The organism is Candidatus Nitrosocosmicus sp. T, from assembly GCF_054408485.1.
In genome coordinates this window covers 1,702,537-1,719,741 of the sequence record NZ_CP166992.1, presented here as the reverse complement: position 1 = coordinate 1,719,741, position 17,205 = coordinate 1,702,537, and the positions used below count along the sequence as shown (strand labels likewise).

The window sequence follows — 17,205 nt, the reverse complement described above, 5'->3', positions numbered from 1 at the left end:
TCCACTGCAAGTCAGCGCTTTGCTTTGATTGCCATTTTCATCCAATCCCTAACATTAGTAACAACAGTATATTGAGATCGCTGAGTAAAATTTTTACCTTTTCTCACCTTTCTCAAAGTCAAAATTATGATTTTCACTCTAGTTAAGTCTAAATATTAGAACCATAAAATACATAAATTCTAAGATCATTTAAGTATAAATATAGAATTTTAAAGAATTCAAATAGATGAGGTTATCTTAAAAAAACCTATTAATATGCCACTGCAGGTCTTTAATTATTAATGAAACAATCTCGTTATTCAAAGTTGTTTATGATACCTGTAATAGCAGGCGCTGCATTGTTGGCTTTTACGCTCTTGACACCTCAAGCTTTTGCCCAAGAAAATGCGACGGGAGATGGGGGTTTAAATAAATCACTATTAGCTGTTGCCGCTGCAATTGCTATAGCAGGAGGGTTGATCGGGTACTGGAAATGCTCAACAAGGAATAGGCGCAGCTGGTATGGGTATAATTGCAGAAAAACCCGAGAAATTTGGTCAAGTTTTATTCTTCTTTGTCATTCCTGAAACTCTATGGATCATTGGTTTCGTCCTTGGTATTATCCTATTGCTGGGAATACTTTAACATAAGATAAATCAAATGTCGGCCCTCAATACATTTGAACAAGAGATTCAGGATAGAAAAAAGAAAGAGTTAGCTATCCTTAATTCTCTATTGGATGATAAAAAAAATAGAATTTCCCAAATAAAAAACGAAAAAGTGAGAGAAATAGAGGAAAAATCTGAAAATGAAGCCGAGAACAAAGCTCAGAGAGAGTATGCGAGAATAACTGAAAGTGCACGACTGGAAGCAAAGAAAATTCTGTTTGATGCAATAAATAAGAATATGAGCACTTCAGTAGATGCTATAAAACATGAACTAAAGAATTATACTAAAAAGGCTGATTACAAAAAGACCTTGGAAAAGATGATTCACTATGCAAAAAGACACCTGGGTGACGACATTATAATAAAATGTAGAGAGTCTGATATTCCTTACATTAAGGATATGAAGGTCATCGTAGGATCGAGTATTTCTACTATGGGCGGAATTATAGCAGTAGATAAATCACAGACCAAAGAAATAGATCTTACTTTTGAGGAGTTGTTGGAAAATCAAGAAGACGAAATTAAGAACTTCCTCTATGAAAAAATGATTAAATAAAATGACCACATCCCCGTATTCTTCTGCATTCGGACGATTGCAGGCGATATCTACTAATTTTCTTTCGCACGAGGCTATTCAAAATCTTGTTAAAGCTGAGGACGTTGGAGAAGTCGCAAGAATGTTGGAATCAACATGGTATGGACCTGAAATTGACCGGGCTGCTGCACTTTACTCCCCACCTGAATTGTTAGAGGTTGCTATTAATCGACATTTAGTAGAAGTCAATAAGATTGCCCTCGAGGCTACTCCTTTTAGTGGGAAGCAAGCAATCCGAGCTTACTTCTCTAAATGGGATATACATAATATTGAGTTGATTCTTTCATCTAAGGTCATAGGAAGGACTATTACAGAAACAGAACCATTCTTGGTATCTAGTCGGAATTTTCCCGCTGGAATCACTGCAGGCAACATTCCTCATGACGAGATGAAAATAATATTATCACAGCCTACTGTAGAAGGCGTTGTTAATCAATTAGTAAAGTACAAGTATGGAACTATTTTGATACAGAATCTCGATACATACCAAAAGACATCTGATATAAGTCCCATGATGACTGAACTCTTATCTTTTTATTACATTAATCTGTTAGAAAGTATAAGGTTTTTCCAAGGTGACGAAGGAATAGCAAGAGATCTGTTTCGTACTCAAATTGATAAAAAGAATATTTTAACCCTGCTAAAGGGAAAAGACTCCAATCTTGACAGGGATACCGTCAAGAAGCATCTTATCGAGGAGGGCAAAGTTCCGATTGAAAAATTAATAGAAATTTTTTCATCAAACAGCATTGAAGACTTTGTGAACAGGATTAATGAACACATAAAATTTGATGACCTATTGAATAATTATTTAAAAACACATAACCTCATAGATTTTGAAGTTGCTATGGATAAATACATAAACAATCATTATGTAAGAAAACTAAAGAATATTGCCTTGTCGATTGGTACAATTTTTTACTTTATTATTACTGCTGAGTTCGAATGGGACAATATTAAAAGGATTGCATACGGTAAGAGATATAATTTAACCCCAGAGCGTATTAACTCTTTGTTGGTTTTGGAGTAGAATGCCAGGATGTCAAGTAAGAAAAAAGAAAATGTTAAATCTATTGCAGTAATTGGCGAAAGAGAAATAGTTATGGGGTATCGATTATTGGGCGTAGAAGATACTTTCACCGTTACAGACAAAAATGAAGCAGTAAAAAAAATGGAAAGTCTTTTCACATCTCATAAATATAATCTTATAATAGCAAGTCAATTCGTACAAGATTCTCTTTCTCAATTAACAAGATCAAAAATTGAATCATCCATTGATCCACTGGTTATTTTTATGCCTGCATTGCACGGCACTATTCATGAGGAGTCTATTGCCGCTTTGGCAAAACGAGTGCTTGGGATAAGTATTAAAACGGGACAATAAGAGTGAAAGGTAGGGAAATATGGCAAATTCAATAGTATCACGTATTTCAGGATCAGTAGTTATGGCTACTGATGTAGAGGATGCAGAGATGTATCATGTTGTACGTATTGGAGATTTAGGATTATTAGGAGAGATCATTCGGTTGGAAGGAAATAAGGCCACTATCCAGGTTTATGAAGACACCACAGGATTAAGACCAGGTGAAAAAATAATTAATACTAAAAGACCTTTGTCCATGCAATTAGGACCGGGATTATTAAAATCTATTTATGATGGAATTCAGCGTCCTTTAGATGTTCTAAGAGAAAAGAGTGGGGATTTTATAGGAAGAGGAGTCACGATTCCAGCCCTAGATCAACAAACAAAATGGGAATTCATTCCAACAAAAAATAAAAATGATGAAGTTCAGGAAGGTGAAATATTAGGCGAAGTTCAAGAAACTCCGCTCATTAATCATAAAATAATGGTCCCTTTTGGAATTAATGGCAAATTATCTGAAATCAGTGAAGGTAGATATACTGTAAATGAGAACGTAGCTGAAATAAAAACAACAAGCGGGAAATCACCTGTGGGATTGTCTAGCTGGTGGATGGTTAGAACCCCAAGACCAGTCTTTAGAAAGTTGCCACCCGAATCGCCATTACTCACAGGACAACGGGTATTAGATACCTTCTTTCCTGTTGCAAAAGGAGGGACTGCTGCTATACCTGGTCCATTCGGTAGTGGAAAAACAGTCACCCAGCAGCAACTTGCAAAATGGGCAGACAGCAGTGTCATTGTTTACATCGGATGTGGAGAGCGAGGCAATGAGATGACTGAGATACTTACTACCTTTCCTGAATTGGAAGACCCAAAATCAAAAAGGCCTCTAATGGAAAGAACTATTCTGGTAGCCAATACTTCTAATATGCCTGTAGCGGCACGTGAAGCAAGCATTTACACAGGTATAACCATGGGTGAATATTATCGGGATATGGGTTACGATGTTGCATTAATGGCCGACAGTACTTCCAGATGGGCTGAAGCACTAAGAGAGATTTCTGGCAGACTAGAAGAAATGCCAGGAGAAGAAGGGTATCCTGCATATTTAGGTAGACGTTTAGCTGAATTTTATGAGAGGGGTGGAAAAGCAATTGTCATATCACCAGAGAAAAGAATAGGCTCACTGACATTAGTCGGAGCTGTTTCACCACCGGGAGGAGATTTTTCGGAACCGGTTTCCCAAAATACATTGAGAGTCACACGTGTATTCTGGGGATTAGACGCTAATTTGGCATCAAGAAGACACTTTCCATCAATTAATTGGTTAACCAGTTACTCTTTGTATGCCGACGATATGGATGAGTGGTATAAGAAGAATATTTCGCCAGAATGGACTGCATTGAGGAAGGAGGCTCTAGGGATTTTACAGAGGGAATCCGAGTTACAAGAAATTGTTCAACTAATAGGATATGATGCGCTTCCTGAACCTGAAAAAGGAATTTTAGATACAGCGCGTTCCATTAGAGAAGATTATTTACAACAAAGTGCATACGATGAGGTCGACACATACACCTCAATAAAAAAGCAATTCTTGATGCTGGCAACAATATTAGAATTTGGCCGATCAGAGGCAGATGCAATTAAGAAAGGCGTAACCTCCATGAAAATAAGCACTATCGGGACAAGAAAAGACTTGTCTATGATAAAATGGACCAAGGAGGACGAGGTTGAACCTAAAGTCGAGGAAATTAGAACAAATATGAAAAAACAGTTTGAAGAATTGTTGATGGAGGTTTCGCATTAAAATGTCTAAAATAGCTTATAAGAATCTAGCAAAGATAGCTGGTCCTCTAATATTTATCGAAGGAGTCAAAGATGCTGCTTATGGTGAAATGGTTGAGATAAAATTAGCCAACGGAGAGAGGCGTTTGGGACAGGTTTTGGATACAAGGGAAGGATTAGCAGTTGTCCAAGTCTTTGGGCAAACATATGGACTGGGAACTGATAATACTTCTACTCGGTTCACAGGTGAGACCGCAATGATTTCAGTTTCTGATGAAATGTTGGGAAGGACCTTTGATGGGTTAGGAAACCCTCGGGATAACGGCCCAAAAATTATTTCTAAGGAGAGATACGATCTTGTAGGTTCAGGAATTAATCCTTATTCTAGGGAAGAACCATCTGAATTCATCCAAACCGGCATGTCTAATATAGACGGTATGAATACTCTTGTAAGGGGTCAAAAGCTTCCAATTTTTTCAGGTGCTGGCTTGCCTCATAACCTGCTAGCCTCTCAAATAGCCAGACAAGCTAAAGTTCTCGGTTCTTCAGAGTCCTTCTCTGTTGTATTTGGTGCAATAGGCATCACAAGCGAGGAGTCAAATTTCTTTATAAAGCAATTTGAGGAAAGTGGCGCCTTGGGGAGAAGTGTGTTATTCCTAAACTTATCTTCCGATCCATCCATGGAGCGTATCCTTACACCTCGGCTAGCGTTGACTACAGCCGAATTCTTAGCTTATGAAAGGGAAATGCATGTTCTTGTAATTTTGACTGATATGACTAATTATTGCGAAGCGTTAAGAGAAATTTCTGCGGCTCGGGAAGAAGTGCCTGGTCGACGGGGTTATCCTGGTTATATGTATACCGATCTTGCTTCAATTTATGAAAGGGCCGGAAAAATAAAAGGTAGAAAGGGCTCAGTAACCCAAATTCCAATCTTGGCTATGCCCGCTGATGATATCACGCATCCAATACCTGATTTGACGGGATATATTACGGAAGGTCAGATTGTCATGAGCAGAGAATTGCATAGGCTAAACATACAACCTCCCGTAGATGTCCTTACTAGTTTATCAAGATTGATGAATCAGGGAATAGGAAGCGGAAGAACACGAGAGGATCACAGGAATTTGGCCGATCAGTTATACGCAGCATATGCCCAAGGCAAGGACGCTCGTGCTCTCTCTGCAATTGTAGGAGAGGAAGCATTAAGTGAGATAGACAGAAAGTTTCTGACAATTGCAAATAATTTTGAGAGAAAATTTGTAAATCAAGGTATTGATGAGAACAGGTCCATCGAACAAACTCTTTCTATTGGTTGGGAACTATTGGCTGATCTCCCTGAATCTGAGATGAAACGTATTAAACCAGAATTTATTGCAAAATATAGAAAAAAATCAATAGCTCAAGAAGATACTGAAAAAGAGGAACGATAGAGAAAAAATGCCCTCTACTTCTGATATTAGGCCTACAAGATTGGAGTATATACGTACAAAGCGTAGAATCCTTATAGCAAAAAAGGGCCTAAAATTGTTAAAATTAAAACGTCAAGCGCTTATTCTTGAATTTTTTAATACAAGTAAAACCGCTGCAGCTTTAAGAGAAAATTTACAGACTGAACTAATTAAGGGATACGAATCAATCAGGATGGCGGAAATCTTAGCTGGGTCTATGAGATTAGAGAATGAATCAATGAAATTGCCAATGATGGGCAAACTAAATGTTAAATCAAAAAGCATAATGGGTGTGCATATCCCAAGGCTTGAAGGGGGTAAAAATAAGGTATATGAGGAATATTTGTTAGAACTACCCACTTCAATCAATGAAGCAATTAGCTCCTTCAATAGAATTCATAAGATCGTCCTAGATGTAGCTGAGAAAGAAACTGCGTTAAGGAAACTCCTTTATGAAATTGAGAGAACGAAACGGAAATCAAATGCAATAGAGAACGTTTTTATTCCAAAACTAATGGATGCTGTTAAATTTATTACATTCAGATTGGACGAAATAGAGCGTGACACATTTATAATGTTAAAAACAGTAAAAAGAAAGATGGGTGAAAGAGAGATACAAGAATTAAGAGAGGTTGAACCAGAGCTACATGTATAAAGATATGAAAGGTAATGATTATAGAGGTTTTTCAAATGACAAACAAAGAAAATTTTATCGAATTACAAGAGTTATCAAAATTGGAAACGTTATTGCAACAGTTATTTTGTTGATATTTATTGTACGATATTTATTTGGAGTAAACTAAAGAATGTCTAATATTCAAGATCAGGAACAATATATCCAGTCATTAGTACAAATTAAACAGATTGAGGATAAAGTTCAAAAGGAAATTGACGATCGCAAAGCAGAGGTTCAAAGTCAGATTAAAGCCCTCGAGGCCGATTCAGAAAGTTCGATCGCAAACGCTGCAAGCGAAGGAAGGTTACTAGTTGAAACTAATATAGAGAAATCCAGAATGAAAGCAAATGAAGAAGCACAGAAAATAATTTCTGAGGCTGAAAACAAAGCAAAGAGCATTACATTTCAGTTCGACCAGACAATGATGAAAGAAATATTGGAAATTTTGATTTCAGGAATTAAATAAAAGGAGGTCTTTGTCTTGACGTTATTAAGACCTGAACCTATGTCTAAGATTGCTGTTTTAGGATTAAAAAAATATAGACAGCAGATTATTTCAATTTTGCAAGAGATGAGCGTTATTCAGATTGAGCAAATTTCTAAAGAAATCTCATCTTACTTGAGTACCGAGAAGGAAAGCGAATCTCACAGACATATTGCTGATCAACTAATCCGAATAAGAGGTTTGCTTACCACCCTTCCTCCAACTCCTTTGGGGGAAAAAATCACATTTTCATCCATAGAGGAAATGAATAACACGTTATTACGTTTAGATATTGATAAAAATGTGGCTTCACTAGAAAGAGAAAGAGAAAATATACTCACTGAAATAAGAAATACGCAGAATAATATCAAACTGATTGGGGATTTTTCCTTTTTCCCAGAAGACCTGGATATATTGCAACTTAAATCTGCACGTTCTTTCTTTGGTCGCATTGCTAGTGAAAAATATTCTGAATTCAAGAAAAAACTTGAATCCAACAACCAAGATATAATACTGTATTCAAAAGAGGGTGAAAAGGTTACTGAATTTGTTTTAGTTGTTTTACCACATTATCCTTCAAATGCATTGGCTTCCATTATTAATCTTTATAATGTTCACATGGAGGCTGTTCCACCTTTAAAAGGTAAACCAAAAGATGTTATAGACAAATTAAAACATAAGCTTGAAGAGCTCGAAAAGAAATTAGAAAATATCAACAGTCAATTATTGGCATTTTCTCAGGCAAATTATTCTTTGTTAAAAGGGTTGGAGGAACAACTTGATATTGAGAATAAGAAACTGGAAGTAATCGACAATCTTGGCGTCACCCGTGACACTTTTACACTTGAAGGTTGGATTCCCAAATCTATGATTGAAAATACAAAAGCTGCACTTGAAATGCATAGTAAGGGAACTCTGATGTTTATTTTAAGTACAAATGAAGTGCCTCCTACATTACAGAAAACTCCAAAGCGTCTGCGAGTATATGAGTCGTTCATCCGATTTTACTCTTTACCATCAGGCAATGAATTTGATCCCACACTTGTATTTGCACTTGTATTTCCAGTATTTTACGGCATGATGTTTGCTGATGTAGGTTATGCAATTGTAATTTTACTAGTTTCACGATGGGTAATTTGGCGTGTTGAGGGTGGACATAAGGGCTTTACTATTATGCCAAAGTTCCTTAGAAATTTTGGTAAGACCATATTACAGCCTGTTCAAATGGTCAAAATTGCAAAGGCAATTACACCAGGCTGTATAGTAGCAATTGTCCTAGGATTCTGCTTTAATCTTTATTTCGGATTCCATCTGAATGAATACATTTTTGCATTCTTGAATAGTATTGGTGGTCTTCACTTGCCAGAAGATGGTACCATATTCGATCCGTTGTCAACGTTCGGTTTACGTAAATTATTGTTGATAAGTGGATATGTAGGATTAGGAATGGTATCATTCGGATTTATCCTTGGTATAATAAATGACTATAATCACGGCAATAAGAGACATGCTATTGGAAAAATCGGCTGGTTGATGTTTGGATGGGGCGTGGTATTTATTGGCTTAGGATTGATAGGCCAGGAAAATATTAATCCTATGGCCAGCGTACAGGGCGCTCTATATTTTACACTGATATTTGGAGGAATAGCATTAATGTTTTATGGTGAAGGAACAAGAGCCATGATGGAATTACCTTCAATTATAAGTCATATACTTTCTTTTACTAGGCTTGTTGGCATAATGATGGCTTCTATTATATTGGCGGACGTGATTGATCATGTATTCCTCAGGGTCCTGGATAACGGGATAATATTTGCACTTGTAGGATTTATAATCCTCATTGTAGGGCATTTGTTCAATATCATTTTAGGTGTTTTTGAACCTGGAATTCAGGGTGCGAGGCTGCTCTACGTAGAATTTTTCTCTAAATTCTACCACGGTAATGGAAGACCGTTCAAACCTTTTGGATTCCGGCGGAGATATACACATAATCAGTATCCTACCCAAACGCAAAAATAATTCCTTATCACTAATTTTTTATTAAGATATTAGTGTTAATTCCTCATAGATAACTATTAATTAGTTTGAAAACCGCTTTTTATCATGGAAGGAATTCAAAAAATGAAATGTTCCACATGTGGAACTATGTTTATGTCAGAAACTCAACAAACTAAATGTCCTACTTGTGTCGAGCAACAACAACAACAAGGAGGTAATAGTGCTAGTGGACATTCTGGTTGTGGTTGTGGCCATAGCCATTAATTATTTTTTTTGGTTAATTATTAAGATTATAAAAAAATATTGATTTTGTAAAATGGCCTATTCTAATTTAAGATTTAGACCGGACTTAATTTCCAATATTATTTACCACATTGTTTGATACATTATTTAGTATTTTATTCAACTCAACTTGGGCGGTATCAGTTATGTTTCTGACCACTGGAATTTCTTTTACCTTATCTGCGCCTTTCATCAAAGCAGAAAAGAAATTTGTCCATCCTATCCCCAAAATTACGAGTGCTACTATTACTATTAGAATTAGAGTTATAATAATCCCCAATTATATTATATATAGAACTGAGAATTATTAAATATTCTTATAAAGCGATAAATCTCTCAGGGACGTTTTTTAGTCATATTAAATCTGCCATATTACTATACTTAAGAGAGAATATAATATTGTGTTAGAATTTAGTTGATTGCAAGGATTATATTTAAAGATTGATACTGAATCTTGTGTTTAGTCCTCAAATAATAGACCTTTTAGATGGAAAAAATTTTGCTACTCTTGGCATCGTAATGCCTAGTGGCTTTCCGCAAGTCACTCCCGTATGGATTGATTATGATAAAAATCATGATTTATTAGTAAACACTGCCTTGGGACGGGCAAAGGAAAGATATACTACCATTAATGATAAAGTAGGTGTATCCTTATTTAGCATGTCAAACCCTTATGAGACTGTAACTATTATGGGAAACGTGGTCGAAAAGACCCGCGATTGGAGTAACCATCATTTCAATAAACTATCAAAAAAATATTTGAATCTAGACAAATATCCAATAGAGAAACCAGAAGAAAAAAGAGTAATATTAAAGATCAGGCCAAACAAAATCTTCTATGTTTCAATACCCTTATCTACATACTTATGAATTAATATTGCCTAGACTATTCCTGAAGATACTATAGATGCCATTAGGCAACCCAGAACACCTGAAATTTCACATCCTACAATTGTACTTGAAAGTATACCGGTAATCCATTGTTTTTGCTCGGTCATGTCGTATGGAAGATCGGGATATTCTTGAATTCTATGGATGATGCTATCTGAATTAATAAGTAAATCAATACTCTTTGTAGTTATATTCATAATAGAAACAGCGATCGGGCTAGAATCTTTTTTTGTTTCTAACTCATCCATTTTAGCATGAAGAGATTTTCCTAATTCTGTAGTCGAATTTGTCTGGTTAATATCATTAAATACGTCACTTATTAGGGTTAGTTCAAGAGGTTTGATATTATTTTTTAATAATAGACTTTGCAAATAAATTATTGCTGTTTTTGTATAATTAGTACTTATATCAGCAGATTTGATAATTGATATTTGTCTTAAGGATTTTTCATATATCTTGTCTAAATTAGAAGATAAATCCTTGTTATCTATGATGAAGTTATTAGTCTTAAATGTAATACAGTTAGGCGGACACTCGCTGCATTGCTTTGTTGTATAGTCTATCAGACAATTGATATATCCCGGAAGAATCGTCGAATTTGCTAAAAAAGGTTTTGATACGTTTACTGAGGACTGACCAGTTTGGCTCAGAGAAAAAGTCATAAGAATAGAAGCAAATAATGTAAAGACTAGAATATTGATTGCTCTTCTTTTCATATACTAGGTTCTATTAATTATTAGATAAATTTGTTTTTTCTCAAAATGGTGGATTATGGCATCTATTTACTATCAATAATATCTGAATCTTGACTAGCCTGTCTAAGTGGAGATTGATTTCGATAGATTAAATAACAATAAAGTTTTCCGTCTGAAGTGTGATAACAACATCGAGTACATACCAAATAGAATGGAGCAAATGGACAAGCGTGATTTATTTAAGATTCTAACTAGATTTCTTGCTCCAATGTTATTTGGGTTCGATTTGAGGATTCATAAGGATAATTTAAATAATCAGATCCTTATTTTAGTGTTAAAAAATTTGACTCGCTATTATAATTACCTTCCAAAAATATTGGTTATAATATATACTACTTTTTTTATTATATCCAAATATGCGAGTGGACCACATAGCAATAGCTGTGAATGATGCAAATAAAGCCCTTGACAATTACAAAAAAATCTTGAAAATTGATAAAATCGATGTCGAGGAAGTCCCAAATGAAAAAGTAAAGGTAGTAATGTTGAATTTGGAGGACACTAGGTTAGAATTAATTGAGCCTTTAGAAGATACTAGTCCAATTAGCAAATTCTTAAAGGAGAGAGGTGAAGGCATCCACCATATAGCGATTACGGCTGATGGGATAGAAAGTGACGTTAATCGTGCTAAGGAGAATGGTATGAAATTTTTAGGAGAACTGAGAACGGGATCATATGGACGCAAGATTACTTTCATCCATCCCAAATCACTAAATGGTGTACTTGTAGAGTTTTGTCAGGCCCCACCAGCCTAGATGTGATTTCCATAACGGTCAAAATAGCATCTTTTTAACCTTAACTTTTTTCTTATCAAATCCGTCTTTTTTCGATTAGTCTATGATTAAGATTAAATAAAAAGAAGATTTATTAAATTCAGATGGAAATTCATGAGAATGTTTATAAAATTAGAAATTTGAGTGATAATGGCATTTCTGTTACTCTCACATTAGTAGAGGACATCGAACTTGAACCGGTTTCACAGCAACAAATGATGCTGGAAGCCATTAATAAGGCCATTCCAGATAAGGAAATGAAGGATCAACTACAGCCGATAATGGAGGCTATGTTAAAAGCACAACCACAGACCTTAATTCAATCTTACCCTCAAACAAGCATTACGATCACCATGCCTAAACGAAATTACGAAACTTATGGTAAACCTCAGGTGGGTGAGTCTTTAGTAATTAATATCTTAAAGAGATAGAAGGATGCAATCTTATTTGATACGACGACAATTATGATGATGATGGTTGGTTAGTAGGAGGCGTTGATCTATCTTGTCGCAATAAAATTTTAATAACGGATTAAATATTACAAAAATATATGGATAATGAAAGACGTTCTATGCCGATTTGTTTTACGCCTGAACAAATAAAACTATTAGAGGAATATGCTAAGAAGAACGGTATGCTGAACTCAAGCCAGGCCATTGAGCATATACTGTTATCCTTGGATCAAAACTGATTTAATTTTAAATAATACTAACTAGGCTCACCAAGCCTACCATCTTTTTTATAATAGAATGTTATTACTACGTTGCGGGTTAGATTCTCGGCTGCAAATCATACTAACAATAAATTTTCGATAATACGGGATGGAGCCCGCCAAAGTATTTAATTCATTGCATATACCTTGATTACAGATGCACGATAAAGAGTGCTAGCTAATACAATATCTCAACTGCTATAATGGTAAAAGAAATATTATGGATTAAAAGAACAAGCTTAAAGATATTAATGGATTTTCTATCATTGTTCAAGAAATACCGTTGTGATATTTGTGGAAGGAAATTTAGAAAAATTGAAAATTCAATGCATCACCAACTATTATTTCATTCAGATAACTATTCATATGATTGCTCCAACTGTGGAGGTAAATTCTCAGATATGGACAAGCTAAAAGATCATATACGAATGAACCACTCGTATAAAAAATGAACATCTGCTTCTAGATTATGTAAATGTTTTCAAAATTTACTCTCGCAACCAGATTAACATCTTCCGGATAAATTCCCATTTAAATAAACTCTCTATTTCTCTGCCGAAGTTGATGTATTTATTGTAAAGAACGTTGACTCTAACCCTTGGCTTTTTCCCACATATACTCATCTTGAGATAATTGTCTCCATCCGCCAACTGTTCCACATCTAGGACATCTCTTACCAAGCATGAAATGTTCTACAGTCTCTTTATTTTTTAGTTTTATAATGTCTCTAGTGCCACATTTGCATTTTATGATATTTGACATCATAACTGCTGAATGTATAGAAGATTCAAATATATAAGATCGCTGTGGTAGGTGGCATTACTACAAGATAAAGGAATGTATTGTTAGTACTTGATCAAGCCATTTTGCAATTTTATTTATTTGTGATCAGTTCAGTGATCAGAATTATAATCTTGAAAATTCGCTTGCCATTTGAATTCATTAGTCATATCATCTTTGGCAACATGCCAAAAGTCATAATTTTCGCTTATTCGATCACCGGCCTTGTTTAGCTTGATTTCACCACTTACTCCGCTAAATGATTCTGCAGTGTCTACTAAAATTTCATTAAAGTCCTTTATGCTAAAATCTCCATCTTTCGTATTGGTAGTAAAATTTTTGTCCATGCTTTTTGCGGCAATCCATAAAGCGTCATATGCAACGGATGAATAAGTCATAGAACTATCGTGTTCTCCATCTTCGCTTCCCTCCTCTGTCAATTCAATCTCATTGTCATGTGATGATTCAGTTATTGAGTGGCTATCACTGCCAACAGAAAATAACGGATTTATGAATTGTGTATGAGCAGCGAAACTTGCAGATTCTGTATTTTTAGTAAGATGGTGGTTCTCCGCTATACTATCGCTTCCATACCATCTTACCTTTCCAAGATCATCAAATAATTGTGCCTGAATCAAAATTGGTGTAATTTCATCATAAGAAACGATGTATACCCCCACGGATTCCTTACCGTATTTTGTTATTGCGTCGGATACCATTGTATTCATCTTTTTGAGTTCTTGATTCCACATGATAAAGTTAATCCTATGCAAACTAGTCGCAAATTTTCCAGTGTGTGGTTCATAATTAACCCCTTCCTCTACCTTGCCGCCAAGTTTTTCAAAGTAATATTTGGTAGCATTGGCCAACTCGTTACCATAAATATCGCCTCTCCAGAAAGGAACAATAACTTTGATACCATCATCTATCATTTTTTCAGCAATAACTTTACCTTGGCTCTTATCATCCGGTACCAATCTGAAAAGATTATCTCCGCCAACGGAGAGCTTTGGCGAAGTGCTCGCATAACTTAATAGTGTAATATTTCTTTCGTTTGCAAAATCAAGGACCGCCGAAACAGCAGTGCTAGTGGCCGGGCCCACAATCACTGTCGCTCCTGAAGCGTATAATTTCTTGATCGCTGCGAGAGATTCCTGTGGACTGGTCTTTGAATCTGCCACTATTAACTTAGCCCTAGAGGAGGAGTTATAGTGATCAAAGTATTTATTAATGTCCTTCTCTGCCTTTTCCAATGAAGCCTGAACCGGTTTTCCTATAGAGGACAATGATCCAGATTGTGGAACGATTGCTCCAATTATATACTCTGTGTAAGTATTATTGGACGGGAGCGGTTCATGATATTCTGGATATAGCCATGGTAGCCCTGCCTGATTTGCTAAGGATGCAAAATTTATTGGTATAAACAAAATGATTAGAACAATGGAGGCTGAAGGGATGAGGAAAAAAATGAATGCCCTAATTGAAAATTTTTCTTTAATTTTTCTTATTGTTGTACTATTAGATATCCTTAGATCCCAAGTAGAGTGGAAACGCAGATACCATACAAGGCCGCCGGCAATCAGTAAATAGTGAGCAGAGAGCAAAATAGCAGATATCCAAATCTGTTCTACAAATGCAGTCAATACTATTATAGCGAACCAACTGTCTCCAATCACTATGGCCAGCAGGCCTATTAGCTCGCATATCCAAGGAATAGACAGATGCGTTTCATTTTTAATATTGAGAATAATAGTCAATGCCAAAACAGTCAGAATTGAATTCAAAACGGGATATGCAATGGTGACTACAAATAACATAAAACCCCTAAAATTAGGAATCACCGTCAGGCTAAGCATCAAATTCAGTATATAAATAAGAAATAGTCCGGTTCCTATAGACACAATGTAGATAATTTTCTTATTCTCTATTTCTTCTAGGTTTTTGTAAGTCACCAATAACCTATAGATCAAAAATCCATAAGCAGACAATAAGAATAAATCAGCAAGTGAAGGTACTGGTGATACTATATCAAGGATTATCTCATAATATCCCCAAATCATATTTGCAATACACCAAAATATGAGTCCTATTGTAAGATGAATTGCCGTCTTGTCTTTTTTTATTTTCGACCTATCCTTTAATAGCGTTAGTATGGATAATCCGGCAGCGATAGATGAAGTAATAATCAACATCCAGCTGGAATAAATTATCTTACTGTCTGAATCTGCAAGAATGATTGCAAGATTTGCAATTGTTATTGCAAATAACAAAGCCAGAAAAAAATACAAAGGCTGCAATTATTCTCTTTTTCTTTGGATATTCGAAAGGTCTATTAAACTTTTAAAAGAATTTCCATATTGCCGTCTTAAGATTAACAAAACTGAATATGCTAAAAATTTTTATACCCTTTCTGTAGTCTGATTTTAATTCGTTCTAATAAGGTGAGAATAATCCCTAAGAAATTATTCAGGTAATCTTAAAAATTATCTATTATAAGACAAATATTTATGCGAAAAGAAAAGATTATTTTAGACTGAAAATAGATCAAATACTTTATTTTCTTAACCGAAATGAAAAAAAATTTTCACTTCATAGTTAAAAAAATTATGATTATTGAATCTTCACAGCGGGACTATTGATTACTATATTTGATTTTTGTATAGAAAGTTCTCCGTTTGACTGTGCTTCAATTATTTCAGCTGCTGATTTTAAAATTCTTGGTTGAGAATCATTATTCCATTTTACATAATTTATTTCAAATAAAGGACTATATCCCTCATCTCCAGAGGCTGCTGTCGCCACTGGCAATTGATGTTCAAAAGTACCGTTTCCTATTACGCCATTTGTAAATACAAAACCCTGTTGACGGGAAATTTGCGAAGTATCGCTGAGAGTTGGTGCGTAATTAACATCAAATCCGGTTGTATTCGTGACTGAGGAAACAATCATTTCTTCTGATGCATCAGTACTTATAAAATATGATATATTTCCATTCACAAAGCCTTTTTCCACAGGAATACTAATGAAGGTGGAATCATTACTTCCATTTGTTACATTACCAATTGATTTTAAGGATTCATTTTGGATTGAATTACTATCTTGACCCTGAGCTACTCCAGATGATAACAGAGTAATCAGAAGACTCGTAGCAATTACAACGGCCAAAAAGGGGTTATTAGATATAACAGCTTTTTTTTTCATCGTCAATTAGTGTTTGTTGTCCTATAAAAGAATTTCTTGATAATTATCATAACGTTTGTTTTGAGTTTAATTACACTGATTCGCCAATCGCAACTTAATCAAATCTGTTTTAGATTACCTATTACCATTTATGATATGTATAGATTTTAAATTTATCTTGGGTATCATACATTCTTATTATGATTTTTTGATAAAGAACGTATGAAGTTAATTATGGTACTGTCCATAGCCGCGGCATTTTGCACTGGGTTAGCTGGAATCTTGCATCTATACATGTTGACTTCAAACAACACCAATTCTACGATCCTTTTTCTGATAGGGGGTTTGGCGCAGGTCTTCTGGATTGTTCCTACTATTAGGAGATGGGGTAAAATGTGGGACTTGATAGGTATTGTTGGGACCGCCACCTTTGTAGTGATCTGGGTCATAACTAGGATACCTGATAATCCAATTACTGGAAGAGGTGGCCGAATTGGCGAGACTGCAGTGATTATCGAAGCTCTTCAAATTGGTTTCATAATTTTGCTTGGTATCATTATTCGTTTGCAGTTTTCAAAACATCCTGAGCAAGCTATTAAATGAATTTATCCTAATGATATTCTTGCAAAGGTATTTACATTTTCATTTTCTTAAATAAATGGCTTTAACAAGAGGTAACGTGAGAACATAGAATAAGTTGATAGTGCGGATAAACTTTTTTGAAAAAAGGAACTGTGAAATCACTTTTGGTATAAGATATAAAGACTAATGCTGTTTGATGACTAACTTAGATATACATATTGTTTTGAAATTGTTGTCTCAGACAATCGAGA

At 35.2% G+C, this 17,205-nt stretch carries 19 protein-coding genes; 14 read left to right on the top strand and 5 right to left on the bottom strand.

Features of this window, described 5'->3' with window-relative positions; translation table 11 throughout:
• The first annotated feature begins 501 nt into the window (after positions 1 to 501).
• The 10 genes from AB0A59_RS08750 to AB0A59_RS08705 all read left to right on the top strand — a co-directional run bounded on the left by AB0A59_RS08750 (position 502) and on the right by AB0A59_RS08705 (position 9,263).
• Positions 502 to 624, top strand: coding sequence for a hypothetical protein (locus AB0A59_RS08750; protein ID WP_458743024.1), 123 nt, complete (start codon positions 502 to 504; stop codon positions 622 to 624).
• Between the two features lie 15 nt (positions 625 to 639).
• A complete protein-coding gene (locus AB0A59_RS08745; RefSeq protein ID WP_458743023.1) occupies positions 640 to 1,203 on the top strand; it encodes a V-type ATP synthase subunit E in 564 nt (187 codons plus the stop codon).
• A 1-nt stretch (position 1,204) separates the two neighbouring features.
• The gene (locus AB0A59_RS08740) at positions 1,205 to 2,272 is read left to right on the top strand and encodes a V-type ATPase subunit (RefSeq protein WP_458743021.1); all 1,068 of its coding nucleotides are present in this window, start codon (positions 1,205 to 1,207) and stop codon (positions 2,270 to 2,272) included.
• Between the two features lie 9 nt (positions 2,273 to 2,281).
• Positions 2,282 to 2,626, top strand: coding sequence for a V-type ATP synthase subunit F (locus AB0A59_RS08735; protein ID WP_458743019.1), 345 nt, complete (start codon positions 2,282 to 2,284; stop codon positions 2,624 to 2,626).
• 19 nt (positions 2,627 to 2,645) lie between these two features.
• Positions 2,646 to 4,412: a V-type ATP synthase subunit A gene (locus AB0A59_RS08730; protein ID WP_458743017.1), complete on the top strand. Its 1,767-nt coding sequence runs from the start codon at positions 2,646 to 2,648 to the stop codon at positions 4,410 to 4,412.
• Between the two features lies 1 nt (position 4,413).
• The gene (locus AB0A59_RS08725) at positions 4,414 to 5,823 is read left to right on the top strand and encodes a V-type ATP synthase subunit B (RefSeq protein ID WP_458743015.1); all 1,410 of its coding nucleotides are present in this window, start codon (positions 4,414 to 4,416) and stop codon (positions 5,821 to 5,823) included.
• 7 nt (positions 5,824 to 5,830) lie between these two features.
• Entirely contained in the window at positions 5,831 to 6,496 is a 666-nt protein-coding gene (locus tag AB0A59_RS08720; protein ID WP_458743014.1) for a V-type ATP synthase subunit D, read from the top strand.
• 151 nt (positions 6,497 to 6,647) lie between these two features.
• Positions 6,648 to 6,983, top strand: a complete 336-nt coding sequence (locus AB0A59_RS08715) for a hypothetical protein (RefSeq protein ID WP_458743012.1) — start codon at positions 6,648 to 6,650, stop codon at positions 6,981 to 6,983.
• A gap of 15 nt (positions 6,984 to 6,998) precedes the next feature.
• A complete protein-coding gene (locus AB0A59_RS08710) occupies positions 6,999 to 9,020 on the top strand; it encodes a V-type ATP synthase subunit I (RefSeq protein WP_458743010.1) in 2,022 nt (673 codons plus the stop codon).
• A 102-nt stretch (positions 9,021 to 9,122) separates the two neighbouring features.
• A complete protein-coding gene (locus AB0A59_RS08705) occupies positions 9,123 to 9,263 on the top strand; it encodes a hypothetical protein (protein ID WP_458743008.1) in 141 nt (46 codons plus the stop codon).
• Positions 9,264 to 9,348: 85 nt separating this feature from the next.
• On the opposite strand, the gene AB0A59_RS08700 is transcribed toward AB0A59_RS08705, so the two are convergent.
• On the bottom strand, positions 9,349 to 9,561 hold the full coding sequence (locus tag AB0A59_RS08700) for a hypothetical protein (RefSeq protein WP_458743006.1): 213 nt from the start codon (positions 9,559 to 9,561) through the stop codon (positions 9,349 to 9,351).
• A gap of 161 nt (positions 9,562 to 9,722) precedes the next feature.
• On the opposite strand from AB0A59_RS08700, the gene AB0A59_RS08695 reads away from it, so the two are divergent.
• Positions 9,723 to 10,151, top strand: a complete 429-nt coding sequence (locus tag AB0A59_RS08695; protein WP_458743004.1) for a pyridoxamine 5'-phosphate oxidase family protein — start codon at positions 9,723 to 9,725, stop codon at positions 10,149 to 10,151.
• Positions 10,152 to 10,162: 11 nt separating this feature from the next.
• Here AB0A59_RS08695 and AB0A59_RS08690 read toward each other — a convergent pair whose 3' ends face one another.
• The gene (locus AB0A59_RS08690) at positions 10,163 to 10,888 is read right to left on the bottom strand and encodes a hypothetical protein (RefSeq protein ID WP_458743002.1); all 726 of its coding nucleotides are present in this window, start codon (positions 10,886 to 10,888) and stop codon (positions 10,163 to 10,165) included.
• Between the two features lie 395 nt (positions 10,889 to 11,283).
• On the opposite strand from AB0A59_RS08690, the gene mce reads away from it, so the two are divergent.
• Together mce and AB0A59_RS08680 are read left to right on the top strand one after the other, a co-directional pair.
• On the top strand, positions 11,284 to 11,682 hold the full coding sequence (mce, locus tag AB0A59_RS08685; RefSeq protein WP_458743000.1) for a methylmalonyl-CoA epimerase: 399 nt from the start codon (positions 11,284 to 11,286) through the stop codon (positions 11,680 to 11,682).
• A 122-nt stretch (positions 11,683 to 11,804) separates the two neighbouring features.
• Complete coding sequence (locus AB0A59_RS08680) at positions 11,805 to 12,131, top strand: hypothetical protein (protein ID WP_458742999.1); 327 nt, start codon at positions 11,805 to 11,807, stop codon at positions 12,129 to 12,131.
• A gap of 872 nt (positions 12,132 to 13,003) precedes the next feature.
• Here the strand turns inward: AB0A59_RS08680 and AB0A59_RS08675 are convergent.
• From AB0A59_RS08675 to AB0A59_RS08665, 3 genes are all read right to left on the bottom strand, one after another.
• On the bottom strand, positions 13,004 to 13,177 hold the full coding sequence (locus AB0A59_RS08675; RefSeq protein ID WP_458742997.1) for a hypothetical protein: 174 nt from the start codon (positions 13,175 to 13,177) through the stop codon (positions 13,004 to 13,006).
• 128 nt (positions 13,178 to 13,305) lie between these two features.
• Complete coding sequence (locus AB0A59_RS08670) at positions 13,306 to 15,489, bottom strand: ABC transporter substrate-binding protein (protein WP_458742995.1); 2,184 nt, start codon at positions 15,487 to 15,489, stop codon at positions 13,306 to 13,308.
• Positions 15,490 to 15,802: 313 nt separating this feature from the next.
• Positions 15,803 to 16,393, bottom strand: a complete 591-nt coding sequence (locus tag AB0A59_RS08665) for a DUF7482 domain-containing protein (protein ID WP_458742994.1) — start codon at positions 16,391 to 16,393, stop codon at positions 15,803 to 15,805.
• Between the two features lie 213 nt (positions 16,394 to 16,606).
• On the opposite strand from AB0A59_RS08665, the gene AB0A59_RS08660 reads away from it, so the two are divergent.
• Positions 16,607 to 16,975 carry a hypothetical protein gene (locus AB0A59_RS08660; protein ID WP_458742992.1) on the top strand — a complete coding sequence of 123 codons (369 nt, stop codon included), beginning with the start codon at positions 16,607 to 16,609 and terminating at the stop codon, positions 16,973 to 16,975.
• Positions 16,976 to 17,205: the final 230 nt, after the last annotated feature.

Excerpts from the sequence above, each read along its gene's own strand:
- AB0A59_RS08750 (WP_458743024.1), top strand. The coding sequence starts at position 502 with ATGGGTATAATTGCAGAAAAACCCGAGAAATTTGGTCAAGTTTTATTC.
- AB0A59_RS08745 (WP_458743023.1), top strand. The coding sequence starts at position 640 with ATGTCGGCCCTCAATACATTTGAACAAGAGATTCAGGATAGAAAAAAG.
- AB0A59_RS08740 (WP_458743021.1), top strand. The coding sequence starts at position 1,205 with ATGACCACATCCCCGTATTCTTCTGCATTCGGACGATTGCAGGCGATA.
- AB0A59_RS08735 (WP_458743019.1), top strand. The coding sequence starts at position 2,282 with ATGTCAAGTAAGAAAAAAGAAAATGTTAAATCTATTGCAGTAATTGGC.
- AB0A59_RS08730 (WP_458743017.1), top strand. The coding sequence starts at position 2,646 with ATGGCAAATTCAATAGTATCACGTATTTCAGGATCAGTAGTTATGGCT.
- AB0A59_RS08725 (WP_458743015.1), top strand. The coding sequence starts at position 4,414 with ATGTCTAAAATAGCTTATAAGAATCTAGCAAAGATAGCTGGTCCTCTA.
- AB0A59_RS08720 (WP_458743014.1), top strand. The coding sequence starts at position 5,831 with ATGCCCTCTACTTCTGATATTAGGCCTACAAGATTGGAGTATATACGT.
- AB0A59_RS08715 (WP_458743012.1), top strand. The coding sequence starts at position 6,648 with ATGTCTAATATTCAAGATCAGGAACAATATATCCAGTCATTAGTACAA.
- AB0A59_RS08705 (WP_458743008.1), top strand. The coding sequence starts at position 9,123 with ATGAAATGTTCCACATGTGGAACTATGTTTATGTCAGAAACTCAACAA.
- AB0A59_RS08690 (WP_458743002.1), bottom strand. The coding sequence starts at position 10,888 with ATGAAAAGAAGAGCAATCAATATTCTAGTCTTTACATTATTTGCTTCT.
- mce (WP_458743000.1), top strand. The coding sequence starts at position 11,284 with ATGCGAGTGGACCACATAGCAATAGCTGTGAATGATGCAAATAAAGCC.
- AB0A59_RS08680 (WP_458742999.1), top strand. The coding sequence starts at position 11,805 with ATGGAAATTCATGAGAATGTTTATAAAATTAGAAATTTGAGTGATAAT.
- AB0A59_RS08675 (WP_458742997.1), bottom strand. The coding sequence starts at position 13,177 with ATGATGTCAAATATCATAAAATGCAAATGTGGCACTAGAGACATTATA.
- AB0A59_RS08665 (WP_458742994.1), bottom strand. The coding sequence starts at position 16,393 with ATGAAAAAAAAAGCTGTTATATCTAATAACCCCTTTTTGGCCGTTGTA.
- AB0A59_RS08660 (WP_458742992.1), top strand. The coding sequence starts at position 16,607 with ATGGTACTGTCCATAGCCGCGGCATTTTGCACTGGGTTAGCTGGAATC.